General features: G+C 58.4%; 17 protein-coding genes. 4 read left to right on the plus strand and 13 right to left on the minus strand.

Annotated features, from left to right (window positions below; translation table 11 throughout):
• Nucleotides 1-16: 16 nt before the first annotated feature.
• The 11 genes from EOD43_RS06205 to EOD43_RS23880 form a co-directional block, all read right to left on the minus strand.
• Nucleotides 17-991 (minus strand): hypothetical protein, encoded by a 975-nt coding sequence (locus tag EOD43_RS06205; RefSeq protein WP_127742097.1) that lies wholly within the window; start codon nucleotides 989-991, stop codon nucleotides 17-19.
• Between the two features lie 166 nt (nucleotides 992-1,157).
• The gene (locus EOD43_RS06210) at nucleotides 1,158-1,625 is read right to left on the minus strand and encodes a hypothetical protein (RefSeq protein ID WP_127742099.1); all 468 of its coding nucleotides are present in this window, start codon (nucleotides 1,623-1,625) and stop codon (nucleotides 1,158-1,160) included.
• Nucleotides 1,626-2,304: 679 nt separating this feature from the next.
• Complete coding sequence (locus tag EOD43_RS06220; RefSeq protein WP_127742103.1) at nucleotides 2,305-2,829, minus strand: hypothetical protein; 525 nt, start codon at nucleotides 2,827-2,829, stop codon at nucleotides 2,305-2,307.
• 10 nt (nucleotides 2,830-2,839) lie between these two features.
• Complete coding sequence (locus tag EOD43_RS06225) at nucleotides 2,840-3,658, minus strand: hypothetical protein (protein ID WP_127742105.1); 819 nt, start codon at nucleotides 3,656-3,658, stop codon at nucleotides 2,840-2,842.
• 313 nt (nucleotides 3,659-3,971) lie between these two features.
• Nucleotides 3,972-4,679 (minus strand): hypothetical protein, encoded by a 708-nt coding sequence (locus EOD43_RS06230; RefSeq protein ID WP_127742107.1) that lies wholly within the window; start codon nucleotides 4,677-4,679, stop codon nucleotides 3,972-3,974.
• 279 nt (nucleotides 4,680-4,958) lie between these two features.
• Nucleotides 4,959-7,076, minus strand: coding sequence for a hypothetical protein (locus EOD43_RS06235; RefSeq protein WP_127742109.1), 2,118 nt, complete (start codon nucleotides 7,074-7,076; stop codon nucleotides 4,959-4,961).
• Nucleotides 7,077-7,437: 361 nt separating this feature from the next.
• Complete coding sequence (locus EOD43_RS06240; RefSeq protein WP_127742111.1) at nucleotides 7,438-8,142, minus strand: aspartate/glutamate racemase family protein; 705 nt, start codon at nucleotides 8,140-8,142, stop codon at nucleotides 7,438-7,440.
• A 7-nt stretch (nucleotides 8,143-8,149) separates the two neighbouring features.
• A complete protein-coding gene (locus EOD43_RS06245) occupies nucleotides 8,150-9,445 on the minus strand; it encodes a cytosine permease (RefSeq protein WP_127742113.1) in 1,296 nt (431 codons plus the stop codon).
• A gap of 96 nt (nucleotides 9,446-9,541) precedes the next feature.
• Nucleotides 9,542-11,578, minus strand: a complete 2,037-nt coding sequence (locus EOD43_RS06250) for a TonB-dependent receptor (RefSeq protein ID WP_164857126.1) — start codon at nucleotides 11,576-11,578, stop codon at nucleotides 9,542-9,544.
• Nucleotides 11,579-11,883: 305 nt separating this feature from the next.
• Nucleotides 11,884-12,549 (minus strand): AroM family protein, encoded by a 666-nt coding sequence (locus EOD43_RS06255; RefSeq protein WP_127742117.1) that lies wholly within the window; start codon nucleotides 12,547-12,549, stop codon nucleotides 11,884-11,886.
• A 103-nt stretch (nucleotides 12,550-12,652) separates the two neighbouring features.
• Entirely contained in the window at nucleotides 12,653-13,636 is a 984-nt protein-coding gene (locus tag EOD43_RS23880) for an AroM family protein (protein WP_206363496.1), read from the minus strand.
• Nucleotides 13,637-13,656: 20 nt separating this feature from the next.
• Here EOD43_RS23880 and EOD43_RS06265 point away from each other — a divergent pair, with 20 nt between their 5' ends.
• The 4 genes from EOD43_RS06265 to EOD43_RS06280 all read left to right on the plus strand — a co-directional run bounded on the left by EOD43_RS06265 (nucleotide 13,657) and on the right by EOD43_RS06280 (nucleotide 18,978).
• Nucleotides 13,657-14,742 carry a DUF917 domain-containing protein gene (locus tag EOD43_RS06265; protein WP_127742119.1) on the plus strand — a complete coding sequence of 362 codons (1,086 nt, stop codon included), beginning with the start codon at nucleotides 13,657-13,659 and terminating at the stop codon, nucleotides 14,740-14,742.
• A complete protein-coding gene (locus tag EOD43_RS06270; RefSeq protein ID WP_127742121.1) occupies nucleotides 14,739-16,274 on the plus strand; it encodes a hydantoinase/oxoprolinase N-terminal domain-containing protein in 1,536 nt (511 codons plus the stop codon). The genes EOD43_RS06265 and EOD43_RS06270 overlap by 4 nt, the downstream gene beginning before the upstream one ends.
• A gap of 164 nt (nucleotides 16,275-16,438) precedes the next feature.
• The gene (locus EOD43_RS06275) at nucleotides 16,439-17,887 is read left to right on the plus strand and encodes an aspartate ammonia-lyase (RefSeq protein WP_127742123.1); all 1,449 of its coding nucleotides are present in this window, start codon (nucleotides 16,439-16,441) and stop codon (nucleotides 17,885-17,887) included.
• 149 nt (nucleotides 17,888-18,036) lie between these two features.
• On the plus strand, nucleotides 18,037-18,978 hold the full coding sequence (locus EOD43_RS06280; protein WP_127742125.1) for an HNH endonuclease: 942 nt from the start codon (nucleotides 18,037-18,039) through the stop codon (nucleotides 18,976-18,978).
• Here the strand turns inward: EOD43_RS06280 and EOD43_RS06285 are convergent.
• Entirely contained in the window at nucleotides 18,956-20,251 is a 1,296-nt protein-coding gene (locus EOD43_RS06285) for a sugar MFS transporter (protein WP_127742127.1), read from the minus strand. The genes EOD43_RS06280 and EOD43_RS06285 overlap by 23 nt on opposite strands.
• Before the next feature lie 108 nt (nucleotides 20,252-20,359).
• On the minus strand, nucleotides 20,360-21,175 hold the full coding sequence (locus EOD43_RS06290) for a DUF1868 domain-containing protein (protein WP_127742129.1): 816 nt from the start codon (nucleotides 21,173-21,175) through the stop codon (nucleotides 20,360-20,362).
• Nucleotides 21,176-21,230 lie beyond the last annotated feature (55 nt).

Raw genomic sequence — 21,230 nt, forward strand, 5'->3', positions numbered from 1 at the left:
ATGTTCAGAGCCTGATCTACAGAATGGCCAATAAATGCGTGCAAATGTCTACACCGTGTCGGGCTTCCCAGCGTTGGGTTAAGTGCTCAGCATATTCCTTGTCATATTTGCCGGGATTGTGGCCTTGACCGAGAACGTCGCCGCGTTTGACATTCGCGCCCCCTAGAAAATGAACTCTGAAAGGCCCTGGTGTCGATTTTTCGGGATCGGTGCCATAGACGGGATAGGGGCCGCAAACACGCTCGGGCATCGAGGCTATCCGCAGAAAATTCCGTGGAATCTTCTCAAGATCGGCAGTTCTTCCCCAAGGATCGGATGCGGCCCCGCTGTCTGGATGTGAGAGGAAGCGGGGATTGCCGCCGGAGTCCAGTACCGTAGGCCGTCCTCTGTCGCCGCGACCTTCGCTACCATCGCTGTCAAATATGACAAGGATCTGTTGTACATCGGGCCTTATGTGGACCAGTCCAAGCACATCGCGCGCTGTGTCAGCGCGTTCAGCCTCCGGTGTTCCGTCAAGCGCATCGAGAAGATCCGATGCAACAGTGAAGAACATCAACGCTCTCGGTCCTCGAAATTTATTGGTGATCGTCGCCTCTGCTCCGTGATCGATGCCGATGCTCCGCTGATAATCTGGCCGTAAGGCAGCCATCATACTTTTGTAGCTGACTGTCCCGATCCGCGACTGCACTTCAATGCTGTCATCTTTCATCGCCCTCCTGGAATCAGCGTCGGCCCAAAGCATCATCGTTGCGGCATCGCGAACACTCGCCCGCTCACCTGCAGGGCGGTCGTCGGAGCGGCGACACTTTATATAAGGCGACGTCAGCGCATGCGAGGGGGGCACAAAGCCTGTGGGAAATTTGCCGTCGGCTAGATCAACAATCGTGCCGAGCGCTTTTGCGATATCCTCACCGCTGCATCTCGCTTGCAGAGCATATTCGCCCCACCACCAGAAGACGGACCGCGCGAAGTCCGCATCATACAGGCCCACGTCGATTCCATCGAGCAGGTTGACCGCCGCGATTATACTCGACTGCCGGCTTAGCAAAAGTGTGACAATGTCTTCCTTGCTAGCCAGTTTTCTTCTCCCCCATAAACAGGTGCGGACCGGTGTTATTGGTCACGCCCGATTCCTAGTTTGCTAATTGTTCTGCGAGCTATCCCTTCGGGCAGCTATAAGCGTCGACGACGGCCGGAATCGATGCGCCTGTCCCAAGCTGTTCAATCCCTGGCATTGATGCCTTGACCGAGCAAAAGCCAGCGCGACACTCGTCGTCGAACGCAGCGACAGCGTCGTCGTTGAGCCCGACGAGATAAAAATTGAGCGGGTAGCGTGACACATCGCTAACGGTGATTATGTCGACCGTCGGTTTTGTCTGAGGCTTGAGGCGCTGGTCGCGAAATTGCGGCCAGATATCGCCCGATGCGTCTTCAGCCGCCAAATCGATCCGGGCGGTGTCCTGATCACCGAAGCCATTCCAGTCGATCGTTACCCGATAACGAGCCGCTTGCGCGGTGTCGCTGTGTCTAAGCATGCAGACCGCGACGGTTGGCTGAGGGGCAGCGGCAGCCAAAGCTGTCGGTAGAGCAAGCGTGAAGGCAATGCGCCAAAGAGCGGGTTTCACAAGATGTCTCCTTTCAGAGGTGCGATGCACAAATGCCATCTTAATTGACCCCGTGGGCCTGCCGGCGCATGGGCGCGAGCTATGACCCGAAACGTCCCCACGATGGGCCGGCTCTGGCACTGGTTCATATTTTTGAGGAGGCACGGCGCTTCGGTGTCGAGCAAAAGGCCCGGATCGTTTGAGGCGAAACTAATAAGGTCGCCCAGCGTCGGTACATTCCGCCCATCGCCGCTTTGTCCACTCGGCGGGTGGCCATCATAGACGATGAGGGGGGCGGTCCGATCGTTGCGGTCGAATAGGCCGATCCATCCAATGCCTGGATTTGAGCATTGCGCGAAAGCGGGACGGACAACAACGATAGCGACGGGGTCGATGAGATCACTACTCGGCGAGGTCGAATGCATGCCCTGCCGAAACGGCGTGGAGGGCATCGACCCGGCAAGCTTTTTCGACGTAATTGCTTCGAACTTTAATGTGGAACCGTTACGTGGCCTGCGGCTACTCGACCGATACCAAGGACACACGACGATTTGATCGCGCGCCTCGGGGCCAAGTGCGTTCATTCCTCTCAGTTTAATCGTTCTGGCATATTCTTGACACGGCCAATAGTGATCGGCTTTCGCGTTTAGATATTCGTTAATCGGCCCAAGGCGAGCGGCTGCGGCCGTGAGCGCGAGGATTATTGCCGACATAGAGAAAGCTCCCTCGGAGGGCCGCCCGACATCAAAAATTCAAAGAGAAGGGGGCCATGTCGTTCGTAACGAACTGCTCCTGGAGCGCCCTGCCGGCGGACTTGGACCGCGTCGGCCGCGACATGCTCAATGTCGGCAAATAGGAAGAAGCCGTCGCTCTGCCTGATTACAAAGTGCCCAGATGATTGATCAACGCTAAATGTTCCAGCCTGATCGCAACTCAGCCCTGGCAGAGCCCAACGACCATCGAGAACCTTGGCAGCGGTCGTTAGGCGTTCACTGGTCTTAGCGATCACGTATAAAGTCAGGCCGAGTGGAATTAGAAGCAGCACGGTCATGACTAAGGGCTTGATCAGTGCGACCCGCAGCGGAGTGCCTGTCCACCACAAACGCAGGCCATCTGCGCTCGCGGCCCACATCCGTTCGATGCCGAGAGATAGAAGGCCGAAGAGGAATAGCCCTGCAATTCCATATTTCTCAATTGAATCGACTAGGCCGACATCAAACTTCATAGCGTCCTCGTCATTTCCAGCTGAAGCGTCGGGTGATCGCGACTGCGATCCCGCGATAGTCGTGGTCTCCCAGACTGCCGCGTAGCGCGAAGTTCCAGCGGTAATTGCTGTGGTCACGGCTGACCGGACGAGCCGATAGTTCCAGCGCAGTCACACCGTTGACAGTTCCCCCGTCAATCGTCTCGTGCGACACCGCTGCACGCCAGCGCCAAGGGCTACGGCCAACCTGCTGGTCCAGCCCTATGCTTGCGGCAAATGTCAGCTGGCTCTTCTGTTGCGACAGCGTTGGCCGGTTGCTGCTGGCGCTGCGGCGGTCGCTGTAATCCGTGCGGCCATAAAGCAGTAGCTGGCGGACTGGAATCGCGACCTCGCAGGCCCCAATCCGTTCGGTTCGCGACGCTAGAGTTAGGCGCCCAACAAACGCAATTCCTCCTCCGAAGATAATATTCTGCCGGCCGGACTGGAAGTCCTCATAGCCTAGGCGGGCGAGCGGAACGATGGCGAGTTCATTTGCGCCAGTAATAGGAAAAAGCTGGAGGCCTACTCCTATGAGGGCGGCGTTGGCGCCCCCAGCGCTTTCGCGAACATGTGCAACATTGGCCTCGAGGTGGTAGCGGTTAACGCTGTCGCCTATGCAAACTGCAGAATAGCCACCGAGGCTGTAGATCGTCTGATTGGCCTGCCCGAAATCGTTGATTGCGACCGAGGGCGTGGCCTCGGCAACATGCCGGGCCTCGTCGGTGCATTCCGGGAATTGGTCCGATGCCTGCGCTTGTCGCGATAACGAACCCGCCGCGCAACCAAGTATCAATAGAAACAATACCCTCATCACGCCCCCATGATGATAAGTAACCCCCATCTGTAATCCGATTTCATCGAATCACATTGCTTATCGTGAGCATAAGTCGAGCATTTGCAATGCTTGTGGATAATTTTCTTGAAAAAAATTATTGATTCGAAATGGATGGGCCCGTGTTTCAATATCGCATTTGTGGCCAACTTCTCAATTGGTGCGCAAACGTTGTCGATAAAATCGAAGCGGTTTTGCATTACGGCATCGTGATTTTATAATTCGACGTAAGCCGATTAAAAGCGTCCAGGGATAAGAATTTAAGTAATATATATTGATGGAAATATTTGAGCTATCCGTGCGATAATACTACAGTGGCTGCTCCACAGATCCAGTCATCGGCGCCACCGCCATCCCAGTGGTGAATATTATCCATATCAAAAATGGTACTATGCTTAAGTTCAAATCGATTTGCTATCGTGGCGGCAATTTTTTCCAGAGACTTGCCACGTTCATTAACTAGTTCGCTGCAACGTTGCGAAATGAATACTCCAAGGATGCAATATCGTATGTAGTTCTTATGTGACCGCGAGTAACGAGCGAGGATACGTGCCAATTTTTCTAGGTCGCTCTGCCAATCGCGATCCCGTTCGGCGCGTTTAATCTCGACAACGCCATAGATCTGATCCGCCTTGTTCCAGATCGCAATATCAGCGCGTTTTTGGGGACTGAGCCCCGCGTGAGGGCGTCCAAGCTTAGCGGTGCCCTCATCGATGATCGTGGCTAGCGGTTGTTCGAGCGTCAGCCACCCTAATCCAAGGCTTGCCATCTGCTCGTGTAACTCCTCGGCAGCGCGAACCTGCAGTAGATTCTCGCATCCTCGGTCGGTTGGCCATTCGCCACCCCAGCGCTCACAATCGCGTGCAGCGCGGACGATCCCATTCCGGATAGCTGCAGCTGCCTCGTCCGGGCGTAAAATGCGACGCTTCGCAACGCGTGCAGGCAAGGAGGAAAAAGAACCGTCCGCAGTTAAATTGGCTAAATCTTGTTTTGTCAGCATTGCCGGTCCTTTGACGCTCGCATTGAGGCGATGGCGTAAAAGTTGAGGCGCTAGTCTTTAGCTTCTGGCCGTTCTGGCGGCGTATGCTCGTTACGTTCTGTAGAGGGCTGCCCTCGGCTGCGTGTTGGCCTAGGCCGGCGAGGTTTGCCGGGACGGCGTGGGGGCTCGGGAATGTGGGGGCTAGGTGGCGGATCATTCAGGTGCGCCTCCAAGGCATCCTCACCATCTGCGTTACGCCGACTAGGACGTCGCCGCGGCTTATCTTCGGTCATCTCAGCCTCACTTGGACGTTAAGGGCGGTTGAACAAGAACGGCCACGCTGGTTTCTGCCTTCGCCTTGGAATCGGCGTCGAGTGTCGCGGTCGCCGTTAAGGTTACAGTTTGTCCGGGCATTGCATTGCGCAATGTGATCGACCGAGTGCCTGCGGTGCTGATCGTGAGGTCGCCGACGGGTGCGCCATTCTCGATCAATTCGGCATCCTTGGCCGACAATTTGATCTTTCCGTTCTCAGGCGGTTTGACCTGAACGCTGAACGATAACAGTCCGTCGGCACCGAGGCGGGCTGATCGGACAGGCGTTGAGAAGGCGAAGTCGGGAGTGGCCGCTTTAGTCGCTGTGGCAACATAGCCATTGGCAAGACTGGCGCGAAAAGCGATCGGCGCTTCCGACGTTGCTTGGGGCGCGAGTGTCAGGACCACGCTCCAGCCCTGAGGTTTTTGCCGGGGATCAGCAATCGGCTTTGCGCCACCTTTACTCGGAGCAATAGCCTCGGACTTGAATGCCGAGAGCGGAGGAAATTCGAGGTGGACCAGCCGCTGGGCTCCCGATGATTTGAGTGTAACCAAGCGAGGCGACAGCGACATCATCCCGCCATTATCGACGAGCTGAGCTCTTAACCGACCGAGCGGTAGCTCATCTGGACCCGAATAAGGGATGTCGACGACTAGGCCTTCGGCACTTTCTTGGACAAGTGGGACCGCTCCGGATAGAAATGCCGCGCGACGAGGTTGTAACTCGAGCGGAAAGGAGGACTTCTCGACCATCCGGCGCGCAGCGAGCGCGTCGAGCATGAAATCATATTTTCCCAGTCGTTTGAGTGTATCCGGGCTCGTGCATTGTCCGTAGTTTGCCTGGAGCTCTTTCGCAGCGCCGCCGCCGTACAGATTCACATACTCAATATAGCGAAAAATTAAATCGGCGCCGTCACAGCCTTCAGGCAAAACGATGTTCGCACGTGCAACTGCGGCATCCGCGCGCTGGAAATAGCTCTTCGTATCGCTCTTAACTAGCTGGCCCTTTTTAGCGTCGCGCGCTTCATATTGAGTGTGGAAGCGATATCTTTTTGGTGAACCATTGAGTAGGGGCTCATCCAGATAGGCGACAACAGTCACATAGAAATTGCGGCTTGTAAGCGCATAGCCTGTTCTGTCACGGCTAGCCCCGAACTTGACGTCGATACTCAGCCCGCTCGTCCCGGTGACTTGTAGTGACGGGCTATACGAGCGGCTAAGGAATTGGGTGAGATTGTCATTGAGCCGGCTAATGCCACCTGAGATTTTGGCATTGGCGGCCAGAGCCTGGATACCAAGGCGGAGTTCGTTGATTTGTTGCAGTGCCGATGCGTCCATAGTGCCTTCAAAGGCTTCTGACGACAGGATCGGCAGCACAATTTGGGGCGCTCCTACCGTGTCGACGCCATCGGCAAGCATCAGATGCGCATAAACGTCCCATTCCAAATCACGACGATAGGGAAGCACCCCGACGCGAAGGCGAATGATGTAGGGCTTCTTGCCGGCAAAACCTGGAATTCCGGCAACGGCATCATTGAGAAGACCGATCTCCTGGTAGAGAGCTGCGGCGGTCGAGTAGCGAAATAGTGGTTCAGTGCCTGGCGTACGGGTTGCGCCGATCTGATCTGCAAGGGCTGTTGCGCTGCCGCTTCTTGCAGCTGGTAGATCCGCGGTTGCAGGCGGGCTGTTATCGTCGACGCTTTTGGTTGTGACCGTGCGGTCGGTTGTATCGCTGACAGTCTCGGTGACGTCGCCGGTCGTCTTCGTGGCTAGCTTGCGGACGGCCTCATCGGTGACCGCGCTGACGGGATCGAGTTGCACACCGGCCTGGGCTGAGATGCCCAGCGATTGCAGCAAACGAAAGTCTGAAAAACTCTGCGCGCCGAGCACATTGCTAAGCGCATTGTCCGGTGTGTTCGCGAATTTAGGAGAAAGGCTATCGGCAAGCTCGGCCCACGGACGAATATAGACGACCGAAGTGGACACTGACACGCCCTCCTGCAGCGTCTTTGGCGCGGAAGGCTTTTTGACAAAAAGCGGTGTCGAAGATCCACACGCACACAGCGCGAATGGAAGGGAAAAGGCCGCAAAATTCTGCCAGATCATTCGAGATATGCGCACGATCACCCCCCGATGAACGTAGTGACAATATAAAAATGCCGTGAATGCTAACTCTTACAATGTCTTCGAGCAATGTACCATGTACAGAAGAATAAATTAGAACCGCTTTGGCTCGATGTTTGTTATCATCGAATCGACAATTTTTGAGATTTGTATGCCATCGGACGACGGGTGGTGATGATTACATCGATGAGCATTAGCTTGCCTGCCGCTCGATAAGGGGCGATGATGAGATCTTGACGACCTTCTCGGTAATTACGTGCTGCATGCCGACTTTAGGACGTTCAGGATAGCGTGCAAAATACTAGTTAGGTCAATAGATCAGCGCGTTAGCGACTTTGGGCGCTTAGCTTGACTCCCGCTCATTGAACCGATGAGCTAATCCGACAGATACCATCGCATAAGCAATCATTGCGGTCGTGCGCAGCGGATTGATCACAGGCACTATGAAACCGCGGCGCTCCAATCCCTCCTTGAGCTTTTCGCTGATGCCGAGGAAGCCGGTGCAGCCCAGCAAGATCACATCGGCTTTGTCGTTGGTGATAGCGGCTGTCGACTGCTCGATCAGTGCCTCCACCAGCCGATCATGCTCATGGGCGATCGCGAGGACCGAGATGTCGACTGACCGCACACATGCGAGATTTTCGTATGTGCCGTGGACACGGGCGTGCTTCTCGAAGATGGGACGGACGCGGTCGGAGATGGTGACCACACCATAGCGATGTCCAAGCATGGACGCGACGTGCATGCTGGTTTCTCCCGGCCCAAGGACCGGAATTGCGACCATATCACGTGCGGCATCAACGCCAGGATCGCCCATACAATCGACGATTACAGCATCCACACCATCTCGCTCGGCTTCGATGCAGCGCTCAACCACATAAGGTGCAGCGAGCGCCTCGTCATAGACGCTCTCGACCGATTTAGGACCAGCAGTCAGTCCCACGTGCGAGAAGGTGATCGAGGCTTCGACATCGAGCCCGATGAGCTCGTCGAGCTTTGTCGGACGAGGCGTTGTGTGAGGCGTGACGATGCGGATGTGCTTGGTCATGACGATCTCATTTCTCGGTAGCGCGAGTGCGACCAAAGAGCGGGGAAAGATATCGAGCGAAAAGTAGGTACAGCGCAGAGCTTGCGAGAATGGAGTCCGCCGCAGGCATCCCGGAAAGTGACATCATTCCGTGCGATGTGATGGTCGCGACACTGATCCCCAGAGCCCAAGCGCCGAAGGCGGACGCGGATATTGCGGGTTCCTCTGTCAGCCGATCTAGGTCGTAATGCTGTGATCGGATCAGGAAGAAGTCGACGACATAGATTCCGGCGATTGGGGGGATCGTGATGCTGAGCAGAAGCAGGAAGGGGATCAGCGCGTCGGTGATGCCGAGGACCGCGAGCAAGATGCCCACCGAGCCTGCGGCAATCACAAGCATTGTGCGTGGCACATTGGGGACGATCGTCGAGAAACCGAGCGAAGCCGAATAGAGGTTGCCGGCATTGGTGGTCCACGCTTTGAAGACCAGCAGCAGCAAGGCCGGGATGCCGAGCCCTAGGGTTGTGAGGATGGTGATCAGATCTTGGCTGCCAGCGGCGAGGCTGATGACAGCCGACAATCCGAGTACGACAGGGACGCCGAGGCCGTAGGTGAGGCCCGATGCGAGAAGCGCATCGCCGGTGCTCCGGGAGAAGCGGCATAGATCGGGAAATACGCAGATGCTGGCGGCGAGGCCGCCCGCCACGGCCGAGATGCCGAGCCCCAGATCCGAGGTCTCGCCTGATATTGCGAGCAGCTGATCGAGCGGGGTCGTCTGCAGACCTCGATAAGTCGCGACGAGCAGTACGATCATCAGGAGCGGGATTGTGATGTCGGACAAGCGGCGAAGGGCCGAAAAGCCGAAGATCGTCGTCGCGATCATCATCGCGCCACCGATTACGGCGTAGATTTGCATGGGCCAGGCCGCGAACTGAAAGTCGAGCGCGATGCCCCGAACGCCCTGAGCAAAGATCTGTGCGGTTACCCCGAACCAGCCCAGGAGCGTCACGGCGAGAATGGCATTGACCAGGCGCCCACCTAGGCGCCCAAAAGCGAACTGGGTGATGAGGGATGTCGAAAGCCGGCTCTTGGCGGCGACCGCACCCGTCAGTGTCCCCATGATCATTAGCATGATCCCGCCAAGCGCCATTGAGGCGAGGGCGGCTTTGAGGCCTAGGGCACCGCCGACCTTGGCTCCCATCACAAAAGCGGGAAGGGCGACCACGACGCCAAGCTTGGTCAATGCCACTTGCCAACCGCTAACGGTGGCGTCGGTTGGGACGGCGGATCCCGAATATTCGCTGGACGGTGTTTTCGACGACATCAGTCTCTCTTCACTGTTCGGCCGGTGATATCGTCTTACACAGATCGAGGGGTTCGGCGCGCTGCCGATGAGCAGCAGCGCGCCTTTTCCTGAGGATCAGAGCTTGAAGGAAAGCTCGACGCCATAGCTGCGCGGCTGGTTCGGGTAGCGATAGGGGATACCCGTCACGCCGACATTGGTCGCATAGCGATTGTTCGTGAGGTTGTTCGCCCAGATGCCGGCCTGCCAGCGGCCGGTCTGCAGGGCGATCTTGCCGTTGATCAGGTCCTGTGTGCCGGTCCGGATCGTGTTGGCGAGATCGAAATTATAGCCGCCCTCACGCCGATAGTCGCCGTGGAAGAGGAGGCTGTAATTATCCGACAATGGCATCACATAGTCGATCGAGCCATTGAGCGTGATCGGGGGCACCAGCGGCGACTTGTTCCCAATGAGTGCATTGAGGTCGAGACCGGTGGTGAGCGCATTGGCCGAGATCGCTTCGATCGTAGTGTTGACCACGCCGACGCCGGCCGACACCGTGAGATTCTCGGTCGGCTTGGCCGTCAATTCGACTTCAAGGCCGTCAATTCCCGTCTTGTCGATATTGACCACCTGCCGGAGCACGACCGGCTGCAGCTGCACGAACGAGATTTGCTGGTTCTGATAATCGATGTGGAAGATGGCGGCGTTGAGGACGGCAGCTCCGTCGAACAGCGTCGATTTGAAGCCGATCTCGTAATTCTTGGTCAGCTCGTTGTCGAAGGCCGAGTTCTGCGAATAGCCGCCGGAGCGGAAGCCGATCGAGTAGCTCGAATAGACCAGCAGATCCTTGTTGAACTTGTAGGAGAGCTGGACCTTGGGCTGCGGCTGGGTGAACGTGTGCGCCTTGTTCGAGCCCGCCGCCAACGTGTTGACCGCGCTCTGACGGTCGCGATCGTAGCGGAATGCGCCTGACAGCTGCAGCCGGTTGGTGATGTCGTAGCTCGCATTAGCGTAGAAGGCGTACGACGTGCTGCGCGTCACGTTGTTTTGACGCAGCACGAAGGTCGAGATGCTGCCCGGGCGCTGATTGAGCGGTGCACCCGGATCAAGGCCAACGGCGATGTCCTGGACCTCACGGCGCTTCTGGTAGAAGGCGCCGATCAGCCATTTGAACGGGCCGGTGTCGCGGGAGGTGACCCGAAGCTCCTGGTTGAACACCCGCGTGGTGAACGGGATGTCCTGGACCAGCTGGGTGATGCCCGCCGAAGGAGCCGTGTAATCCGCATCGCCATAGATGCGCTGGCGCACATAATTGTAGCCCGAGACCAACGAAACCGAGAAGGGATCGAAGTCATATTCGAGCTTCAGGCCAGCGTTGCGGAAGCGCTCCCAGGATTTGCCCAACACGTTTGAGGTGGGGCCAGGATTGCCCGTGACATCGTCAACGTCGACCAGGGTGTAGGCACCGGTGAGCGTGCGAAAGCCGGGGACGATGACGCCATTCTGACGCTTATTGACGATGTCCTGGATGCAGCAATTGCCATTGCCCTTGGTGTAGGAGCCGAACAGATAGCCGTGGAAATCGCCGCTCTCATAATTGAGCTGGCCGCGGACATAGCCCTGTTCATAGGGCGTGATGCGCGTGCCCGCATTGTTGCGGATCAGGCCGTCGCTGCGCTTATAATAGCCTGAAACCTTAGCGAAGAGCGTGTCTTCAACGATCGCGCCGCCAACCGAGCCTGCGAACCGCATCGTATCGGCATTGCCGTAGGACGCTTTGGCATTGATCGAGAGGTCATTGGTAGGCTGCTTGGTGACGACGTTGATCGCACCTGCAATTGCGCCTTGGCCATAGAGCGCGCCCTGGGGCCCGCGCAGCACTTCGATGCGCTCAATGTCGAGCAGGTCCTGGTTGATGAAATCGTTCGAGCCAAGCTGGATGCCATCCACCACGAACGCGACGGGCGGGAGTGCCCCTTGCGCACTCGAAATGCCGCGCATCGTCAGGAAGGTCTCATTCGAACGGAAGGTTTCGCGCACCAACAGGTTGGGCGTCAGCTGCACGAAGCCGCGCAGGTTCTGGACGTTCGAATTTTCGAGCTGAACGGAATCAATGACCTTGATAGATTCTGGCAGGTCCTGGAGCTTGGTTGCGCGCTTCGTGGCCGTCACAACGATATCCCCAATCGCTGTGCTAGCCTCTGTGTCCTGCTCCGGTGCTGCAACCTGGGCTGAGACGCCCTGCGCCGACGCGAGCGCGATCAGCGCTGCGGTGGCAGTTTCCCCCAAAAACGACCTACGTCGTGCGTGTGAACTCATTCCCATAGTTTCCCTCCCTTTTCGTTGATGAACAACGACCTTTCCGGCGCGCTAGGCGCCGAAATCCGTCGAGGGCGGACAACATGGTGCCCGACCCCAGATTGCAGGTGGTGAGGTAGCGGCGCGGGGCGATCAGACCCGGAGCCGCCACCGCGGCATCACGACAACATGATGTCGATCGCGTGCGCGAGCAGACGCCGGGGTGCCAAAGCTGGGCGGTTGGCAGCGTCGCTTACGACCCGCCGCATCGCTTCGGTAAAACCCATACAGTGCAACACAATGATATCGGTATCGGCGAGAGCCGTGCCTGCTTCGCGCAACGCCGCGTCATGGTCCGGCGCATAAGGGGATGCACTGACCACTTTGACCGGCAAATTGCCTAGGCCATGAAACTCGCTCACTTGGTCCGGGCTCGGAAGAATGATCCCGACCCGCTCTGCATCGCTTGCCAGGCCTTGGACCAAATGATCGACCACATGCTGCGCATGAAGCAGCGGCGTAGAGGTACCGAAGCGATCAAAATGGCCCGTGCACAGCAGCACGAGCAGGTCAAAGCCTTGGGTGTCCAAGTCTTTGATGATGGTTTGGAGGCGCTGCTCGATTGCGGGCTTGCCGACGATCACATCGCGGCCGTCGCGGAGCCTGGTTAGCAAATGGCCTTGATGTGCCTTCGGCGCGAGCGCTGCGATCTGAGCATCATCTAGCCCGTCGAGGGCGCCGCGTTCGATGGCTTCAAAGGCTACTGAGCAATGCGCCAGGATCTCCGGCAACATGTCGCTGCGTGGCGATTGTCCGATAGTAACAAAGGCAACGCGGACTGACATGATCGGCTCCAAGAAGGGCGTTGATCAGTGGTAAGCCGCGCAGTTCAGCCATTATATACGTGCCGCCACTTATGCGTGCCGGCACTTATTTTGCGTCCCGAGCCTAGCTTGCCGAGCGATCGAGGATGAGGGCGCGGCGGATGAGTTCGGTCGGCGATGTCGCAGACAATTTGTTCATGGCTCGCGAACGATGGATTTCCACGGTCCGGTGGCTAATGCCGAGCAGCCGACCAATCGACTTGTTCGCTTTGCCTTCGAGGACGTGGCAAAGAACTTGGCGTTCGCGTTGAGTGAGCGGGATTGCAGGTGATGGCAGCCGCTCGATAAGCGCTTCACCTTTCAGTGCTGGCATCGCGCCGGATTGCGAGACGCCCGCCATTTCCGACAGATGCAGGCGTGCTGCACCGCCGATGATACGCCGGGCTGTAACGACCAATTTGCCCGTGACCGCGCCGATCTGCCGAGCGCTGGCATCGTCATAGCCAACCGAATGCATGAGGATGAGGTCGGCGTCACCCAGATGGGCGGCGGCATCTTCCAGGCGTGCCGTATCGCCGGTTGCGGCCACCGCCCGCGCGCTTTGAATGAGTGTGCCGTGGGACATGTCCGACTGACCCGGCAGCGGATAGACCACGCCGATGCGGCAATCGCCCACGGTCAAGGCCGCAATCCACGCGCTGACGGCGCGTTCGCCGTGGACGAGTGGTGTGCGCATTGCGAAGGGTTCGTAGATACCCGTCGAGATCAGGACGATGAGGTCGTAGCCCTCGCCGTCTAGCTGCTTCATCAGGGCTCTGAGCCGCTCGACGATGAAGCCACCATCGACCTCAACATGCGAGCCGTCAGCAAGGCGGGTGTAGAGTGCGGCCGTATCACCGCGCGCTCGGTGCGCTTCGACTTCGCTGCGTGTCAGACCGTCCAGCGCACCGAATTGCTCATAATCAGCATCGCCATCGAGCATCTCGAGCAAGTCGTGCACGACATCGGGCCTAGGAGCTTGGCCGATCGTGACGAAGGCCACTCGCGAGCGATGTAAGTGCTCGCCCGCATAGCCCTCCCGCTCCTGCAAGGGCAGGGTCGCGCCCACAATCGAACTGGGACCCGTTAATGAGACAGATTGAGCAGGATGAGTTGGAGTCATTGGCGACAGGGGCATCAATCCTTGGCAGCGGGGGCGGAGGAGCTCCCTATATCTTCCAGATTAATCTCCAAAATCTCTACGCCGATGGGGTTCGAGTCAAGCTGATGGACCCGTCGGACCTTGCCGACGATGATCTCGTAGCCGTGGTCACGATGATGGGATCGCCGCTCGTTGGACAGGAGCGGCTCGCTGATGCTGAGATTGGCGCAAAGGCGCTGCGGGCGATGGAAGACTTTCTGGGGCGACGCTTTTCGGCCGTGATGACGATGGAGGTTGGCGGTGGAAATGCGTTCCAGCCGCTTCTCGTCGGCGCGGTGACCGGGCTTCCGGTGGTCGATGCCGATGCGATGGGGCGTGCTTTCCCCGAAGCGCAAATGAACAGCTTCGCCATTGCCGACTTACCCATGTCGCCGCTCAGCATTGCGGACATTCGCGACAATGAGATTGTGGTGACCCGGGCCGCCAGTTGGAAATGGCTCGAACGGCTTAGCCGCAAGGTCTGCGCCGAGCTTGGTTCGGTGGCCGCCACCTGCAAGGCGCCGCGCACCGGCGCCGAAGTTAAGGCTTATGCGATCCCGAACACGACGAGCCAGGCCATCGCTTTGGGGCAAGAGGTGCGCCGGGCTCGAGCCGCGCATGAGGATCCTGTTGCAGCAGCGCTTGTGGCTGCCAAGGGGAAGCTTCTCTTCCGGGGCAAGGTTGCCGATGTGCAGCGGCAAGCCACCGAGGGTTTCTTACGCGGTACAACGCGGGTCGAGGGCATAGGGGATGACCGCGGGGCCGTCTTTGATGTCGCCTTTCAAAATGAGTTCGCTGTCGGGTGGCGCGACGGCAAGATCGTCGTGACGACACCCGATCTCATCTGTTTGCTCGACACCGAATCTGGCGAGGCCATCGGTACCGAAAGCCTGCGCTACGGCCAGCGGGTGAGCGTTGTCGCACTTCCTGCGTCGCCTGTCCTGCGCACGCCCAAAGGCATCGCCCATGTCGGGCCACGCGCCTTTGGCCATGACACCGATTATATCACCGTCTTCGAGGAGCAGGGCCAATGAGCCGCATCGGTATTGACGTTGGCGGCACTCATACAGACGCCGTTTTGATCGATGGAAGCCGTGTTCTCGGGGCGGTGAAGACGGGCACGACCGCTGACGTTTTGAGTGGTGTGCGGACTGCGCTTTCCAAGCTGCTCGATCAGACGGGATGTGAGCGCAGTGCGATCTCGGCTGTCGTGATCGGAACCACCCATTTCACCAATGCTGTGATCGAGCGACGTGCACTCGAAAAGGTCGGTGCTTTGCGTATCGGTCTTCCGGCAAGCGCGAGTGTGCCGCCATTTTCAGCCTGGCCGTCTGACCTGGTCGCCGAAGTTCGTGGGCAGGCGCATATGGTTGCAGGTGGTCACGAATATGATGGGCGCCCGATTGTCGATCTCGATCGTGTAGCGATCCGCGATGCGGCGAGGCGGATGGCGGATGCAGGACTGCAGTCCGTCGCGATCACGAGCGTTTTTTCGCCGCTCACCAATGCGTTTGAGAAAGAGGCCGAAGAGATCATCGCGGCCGAAATGCCAGGCGCTAGCATCACCCTGTCACACCAACTCGGGCGCATTGGTCTGCTCGAGCGTGAGAATGTGGCGGTGTTGAATGCGAGCCTTCAGCAATTGGCGCGCAAGACCGTAGCTGCCTTTGGTGAAGCGATGCGCGAGAGCGGTATCGAAGCGCCGTTTTTCCTGACCCAGAATGACGGCACGATCATGCCCGCGACAATGGCGATGCGCTATCCGGTCTGGTGCTTTGCCTCAGGGCCCACCAACAGCATGCGCGGTGCAGCCTTCTTATCGGGACTGGAAGATGCGGTCGTGGTCGATGTCGGTGGGACCACCAGCGACATTGGCTATCTGACGAGCGGCTTTCCGCGCGAAGCCAATTCGGCGGTCGATATTGGTGGGGTGCGGACCTTGTTCCGCATGCCAGACCTTCTGTCGATCGCACTGGGCGGTGGTACCGAAATCAGCACAGATGGTGCGCGTATCGGGCCGAAGAGCGTTGGGTTCCGTCTCGTGGAAAAGGGGCTCGTCTTCGGCGGGGACACGTTGACCTCGACAGACATTGCATGTGCTGCAGGGCGAATTGATCTGGGTGACCGTTCGCTAGTGAAACACTTGGCACCAGAGCTCGTGGCCAGGACGCTAGAGCGCATGGGCAATATGATCGCAGAAGGCGTCGATCGCATGAAAACCGAAGCAGGAGATGTGAAGCTCCTGGCGGTGGGTGGCGGGAGTTTCCTGATCCCTGATCATGTCGAAGGTTGTGCCGAGGTCATTCGCGTCGAGCATCATGCCGTTGCCAATGCGGTTGGTGCTGCGATCGCGCAGGCGAGTGGCGAAGTCGATCAGATCTTTTCAAACCTCAGCCGCGAACAAGCGATCCACACGGCGCGAGAGGATGCCGAGGGGCGTGCGCTCGCAGCGGGGGCTGCGCCTGGCAGCCTCAAGGTCGTCGATATGGAAGATATGCCACTATCCTATCTGCCAGGTGACGCCCGCCGGGTGCGTATCCGCGTCGTCGGTGAAATCGCGGCATGAACTGAGCGACCAAGGCGGGAATAGTCTTCAGCCTTGGTCGTGCAGCCGCCTGTGCCGGCCATCTTACCTGGATAGATCCGTGCGCTCGCAAGGCGCGAGTGCACTCGCTTGCCATTGAACATGGAAAACCACGTTCCCTTTCCCAGCAGACCAGGAGCCAGCGCATGACCCAAATGCGAAAGAAGACGCGCCTTGAGCACGACCTCATTGGCGATATGCCGATCCCTCTCAGCGCTTATTATGGGATCCATTCGCTGCGCGCCGTTGAGAATTTTCCGATAACCGGGACTACGATCGCGCGGTCTCCCGATCTCATCATTGCGCTTGCAGCCATTAAAGAGGCAGCAGCCCAGGCCAATTTTGAGTTAGGGCGGCTTGATGGAGATCGCTGTGCCGCCATCGTGGCGGCCTGCCATGAGATCCGCGCTGGCGCCCTCCACGACCAATTCATCGTCGATCCGATCCAGGGCGGGGCGGGTACCTCGACGAACATGAACGCTAATGAGGTTATCGCAAACCGTGCGCTCGAACTTTTGGGTTTCGAGCGCGGCACCTATGCCGAGCTTCACCCGAATGAGCACGTCAATTGCGGGCAATCGACCAATGACGTCTATCCGACAGCTCTCAAGCTTGCAGCCCTCTCGGCCATTAAGCGCCTTCTGAGCGCAATGGCGATCCTGCGTTCGGCTTTTGCTGACAAGGCGGATGAGTTTGCCGATATTCTCAAGATGGGGCGTACCCAGCTCCAAGATGCCGTGCCAATGACCTTGGGGCAGGAATTTGGCACCTATGCCTTGATGCTTGCCGAGGATGAGGCTCGGCTTGCTGAAGCGTCCCTATTGATCAAAGAGATCAACCTGGGTGGTACGGCGATCGGGACGGGTATTACCTCGCACCCCCGTTATGCCGCGCTGGTGCGCGAGCGGCTCTCGAACATTGTCGGCGAAGATCTGATCACCGCGCCTAATCTGATCGAAGCGACCCAGGATTGCGGAGCCTTCGTCCAGCTATCGGGCGTTCTAAAGCGGATCGCCGTTAAGCTGTCCAAAGTCTGCAACGATCTACGCCTGCTGTCCTCAGGACCTCGCTCTGGTTTCAATGAGATCAATCTTCCGCCTCGCCAGGCCGGCTCATCCATCATGCCGGGTAAGGTCAATCCGGTCATTCCAGAGGTCGTCAATCAGGTCGCCTTCGAAGTCATTGGCAATGACATCACGATCACGATGGCGGCCGAAGCAGGGCAATTGCAGCTCAATGCATTCGAGCCGATCATCTTCCACAGTTTGGAGCGAAGCCTATCGCATCTGACGGCGGCGTGCCTCACCCTCGAGCGAAACTGCGTGCGCGGCATCACCGCCAATCGTGAGCCCTTGAGGGCCCAGGTCGAGCGATCGATCGGGATCGTGACCGCGCTCAATCCCTATATTGGCTACCAATTTGCAACCGAAGTGGCGGTCGAAGCGCATAGTTCAGGGCAGGGGGTCTATGACATCATTCTAAGCCGTGGGCTGATGACACGCGAGCATCTCGACACGGTGCTCCAACCCGATTTGCTCGCCCGCCCTCTCGAAATCCTCGAGCTTCAAGTGCCACACGGGCACCCGCCGGCTTGAGCGGCAGGGGCAGAGAGCACAACACCGAGGGGCGTGCGGCTAAGGTTGTCGTTCGAGAGGCTTCTACATCCACCGCCTTGGCCGCACGCACGCGGCGACAAAGTCGGCTAGCTCGCATATGCGGGACCTAAGCAGATGGGGAAGAGCGGATGCGCTATTGGTGGGTCAATCAGAACCAGACCTACAAGCATGAGGTGCAGGGCGGGTTTCTATGGTCGCCCAAGCGCAATAAGGCGGGTCGGCGTAATCCATTCTACGACAATATGGCGCAGGTTGAGGCCGGCGATCTGATCCTCTCGTTCTGCGACACGATGATCAAAGCCGTCGGTGTCGCACAGGGGCCCGCTGAGTCCGCAGGTAAGCCCAATTTTGGCAGCATTGGTGACCAATGGTCAGACGATGGCTGGTTCGTGCCGGTGGAGTTCCAGCTTGCCGAAACACCGGTGAAGCCCAAGGACTTCATTGCCGAACTCGCAGCCCATCTCGAGCCGAAATATGCGCCGCTTCAAGCCAACGGCAATGGCAATCAAGGCGTCTATCTGGCGGAGATCTCTGAGCCATTCGCAGCGATCATTCTCGACAAACTTGGTCTTTCGATTGCGGCCTTTGTGAATGGAGAACCGTCTGACGATGCGGTGCAGGCAGGGGACGAGGTTGCCCAACAGGCGTTGCAAGGGCGAACCGACATCGGCCCCACCCAAAAGGAGCAACTGATCCTATCGCGCCGAGGGCAGGGCATCTTTCGATCCAATGTTCGGCTCAATGAAACTGCGTGTCGGCTGACCGGCGTCTCAGATCCGCAATTCCTTATCGCCAGCCACATCAAGCCCTGGCGGCATTGTTCGGATCTGGAGAAGCTCGATGGTTGTAACGGGCTGCTTCTATCGCCCCATGTGGACAAGCTCTTCGATCGTGGCCTGATCAGCTTTATGGATGATGGCACCGTTCTGAAGTCCATAAGGCTGCCGAGCGACGTGTGGGCAGCTTGGGGTTTCGATGCGATCGTCAATGTCGGCGGGTTCAGTGCTGAGCAGGCCGCTTATCTCGCTTATCATCGCACGGACGTCTTCAAGCAAGGCGACGGCGCGTGAGAAAACCGAAGGCCGCGATCGCGACATAGCAGAGTGCTGGGATGAGAAGGCTCATTCTCAGCCCCGCCAAATCGGCAAGCTGCCCCGTGAGCGGCGGGATGATGGCGCCACCCACGATCGCCATGCAGATCACGCCCGACCCTTCGGCGGCACGTTTGCCAAGCCCGGTGCTCGCCAAGGTGAAGATCGTTGGGAACATGATCGAGTTCATGAGCCCGATTGCGAGAAGCGACCATCCGGACACCGCGCCGATGCTGTTGGCCGAGATAAGGATCAGCGCGATGGAGGCGGTGGCGACCCCGGCGAGCACCTTGCCTGGATCCAAGACCCTGAGCAGGGCAGAGCCGGCAAAGCGCCCGAGCATCGCGCCGCCCCAATAGAAGGCGACATAGGTTCCAGCGGCTTCTTGTGACAGGTTGAGCGTATCGGTCTGGGTCAGATAGCTGACGATGAGCGAACCGATGGCGACCTCAGCGCCGACATAAAGGAAGATCGAAAGCGCGCCGAACGCGAACCTTGGTTGTTTGAGCAGGTTGAAGGCGCGCAGGATCGGTGCGTCGTCCGCGATTGTGGTGGCCAATCGACCGCGTCGTGCCCACACGATGGCCGCCACGGTGAGAATGGCGACGGCAAGGCCGAGATAAGTGTGGACGACCACCTGGGCTTCGGCGGCGCGATACGCGTCGAGCGCTGGACCCTTGAGTGCTGAGGGATCAATTTTAGCGAGCGATCCGAGGATGAGCATCGACCCGATGATCGGGAAAAGGGTCGTGCCGAGCGAATTGAAGGCCTGCGCGAAGGTTAGTCGACTGCTGGCCGTTCGAGGCGGCCCAAGCAGCGAGATCAGCGGATTGGCGACGACCTGCACAGTCGTGATGCCGGCTGCCAGGACGAACAATGCCAGCAGGAATATGCCGAATGTCGCAGATGCTGCGGCGGGCACGAACAGCAGGCAGCCAGCCGTCATAGTGACCAGGCCTATGGCTGCAGTGACCATATAGCCGACGCGTCGAACGATGGCGGCGGCCGGTAATGAGATGAGAAAATAGGCAGCAAAAAAGGCTGATTGAACCAGCATCGCTTGGGCGTAGCTGAGCGTGAACAGGTCCTTCAGCTTGGGGATGATCACATCGTTCAGGCTGGTGATGCCGCCAAATACGAAAAAGAGCGCAAAAACGAACAGGCGCAGGTCAGGCGCGTCGATGCCATCGGCCGGGGGATCGTTGGCGACGACCGGGTCTGACGATGAGACAGGTTCGACGTTCAGCTGCATGGCCTTTTCCTCTCCCTGCGACGTCACTGTGCGACCGTCGTCATTATGCTCTGGGCCGTAAGAATGGTTGGGTGATCTGCTAGCCCACCGCGCAAGCTCGTGCTCGCTTCACTTCTGAGCTGGGCCAGTTTGCGCTGCCAGATAGAGAATGCGGTGAAAGGCAAACATGTCATGGAAGGTGCAGAATTCTGGCGCACCCAGGGTGATCACCGGTGACTTCGCGGCAAGCTCATGGGCCCACCGATTGAATGTCGTGATGAAAGAGGCCTCTTCCGCGGCGTTCAGCCAGGCGATGAAATAGCCGAGCGAAATGTGGAAACGATATGTGTCAGGGGCCGGGAGCGGGATCTTGGTCGCGTCGGCAATTGCGCGGCGCAGCTCGGCGAGTTTGCTATGTTCGGCGGCATCTGCCGGCAGGAGGCGCAGGGTGAGGGGCGCACCATTGGTTGGGTCCTGCGATGGATCAACCCGCATCTTGATCGGCACGCGACAATCAATGCGCGCGGTTTTGAGCCGTTCGGTGAGGATCTCGGTACATTGCGCCATCGGCATGTCGAGCGACAAGTCGGCCGGCCATGACTTTGGCAGTCGGGGACGGTCATTGGCGCCGCCAAAGACTGTCATGTGATAGCTTGATGGAGGAAGCAGAGCGACTTTGCGGAGGAAAGCATGCTTTGGCGCTTCCCGATAAATATCCAACAGCGCGTCAAAGCAGGCTGCATGCTCTCCTTGCTGCGGCACGTGGCAAATGACGGTGTTGCCGGCAAAGGGGTGAACCCGACCATCTGCATAGAATTTGGAGCCGACATCGGGCGGATAAGGGCCACGCGCAGCTTGTGCGGGGTTGGATGCCCCGACGATCGCGGTTGCGCCGGCGGCCATCAATTCAAGAAAATGGCGTCGATCGGTCGAAAGCTTGGTCATACACAAAGGGTTCTTCGCTGCTTGGCTCCCCCATTTGAGGGGGAGCCATATGGTC

This window comes from Sphingomonas crocodyli, assembly GCF_004005865.1.
Taxonomy (GTDB): domain Bacteria; phylum Pseudomonadota; class Alphaproteobacteria; order Sphingomonadales; family Sphingomonadaceae; genus Rhizorhabdus; species Rhizorhabdus crocodyli.

Excerpts from the sequence above, each read along its gene's own strand:
- EOD43_RS06220 (WP_127742103.1), bottom strand. The coding sequence starts at position 2,829 with ATGAAGTTTGATGTCGGCCTAGTCGATTCAATTGAGAAATATGGAATT.
- EOD43_RS06225 (WP_127742105.1), bottom strand. The coding sequence starts at position 3,658 with ATGAGGGTATTGTTTCTATTGATACTTGGTTGCGCGGCGGGTTCGTTA.
- EOD43_RS06230 (WP_127742107.1), bottom strand. The coding sequence starts at position 4,679 with ATGCTGACAAAACAAGATTTAGCCAATTTAACTGCGGACGGTTCTTTT.
- EOD43_RS06235 (WP_127742109.1), bottom strand. The coding sequence starts at position 7,076 with ATGATCTGGCAGAATTTTGCGGCCTTTTCCCTTCCATTCGCGCTGTGT.
- EOD43_RS06240 (WP_127742111.1), bottom strand. The coding sequence starts at position 8,142 with ATGACCAAGCACATCCGCATCGTCACGCCTCACACAACGCCTCGTCCG.
- EOD43_RS06245 (WP_127742113.1), bottom strand. The coding sequence starts at position 9,445 with ATGTCGTCGAAAACACCGTCCAGCGAATATTCGGGATCCGCCGTCCCA.
- EOD43_RS06255 (WP_127742117.1), bottom strand. The coding sequence starts at position 12,549 with ATGTCAGTCCGCGTTGCCTTTGTTACTATCGGACAATCGCCACGCAGC.
- EOD43_RS06265 (WP_127742119.1), top strand. The coding sequence starts at position 13,657 with ATGAGACAGATTGAGCAGGATGAGTTGGAGTCATTGGCGACAGGGGCA.
- EOD43_RS06270 (WP_127742121.1), top strand. The coding sequence starts at position 14,739 with ATGAGCCGCATCGGTATTGACGTTGGCGGCACTCATACAGACGCCGTT.
- EOD43_RS06275 (WP_127742123.1), top strand. The coding sequence starts at position 16,439 with ATGACCCAAATGCGAAAGAAGACGCGCCTTGAGCACGACCTCATTGGC.
- EOD43_RS06280 (WP_127742125.1), top strand. The coding sequence starts at position 18,037 with ATGCGCTATTGGTGGGTCAATCAGAACCAGACCTACAAGCATGAGGTG.
- EOD43_RS06285 (WP_127742127.1), bottom strand. The coding sequence starts at position 20,251 with ATGCAGCTGAACGTCGAACCTGTCTCATCGTCAGACCCGGTCGTCGCC.
- EOD43_RS06290 (WP_127742129.1), bottom strand. The coding sequence starts at position 21,175 with ATGACCAAGCTTTCGACCGATCGACGCCATTTTCTTGAATTGATGGCC.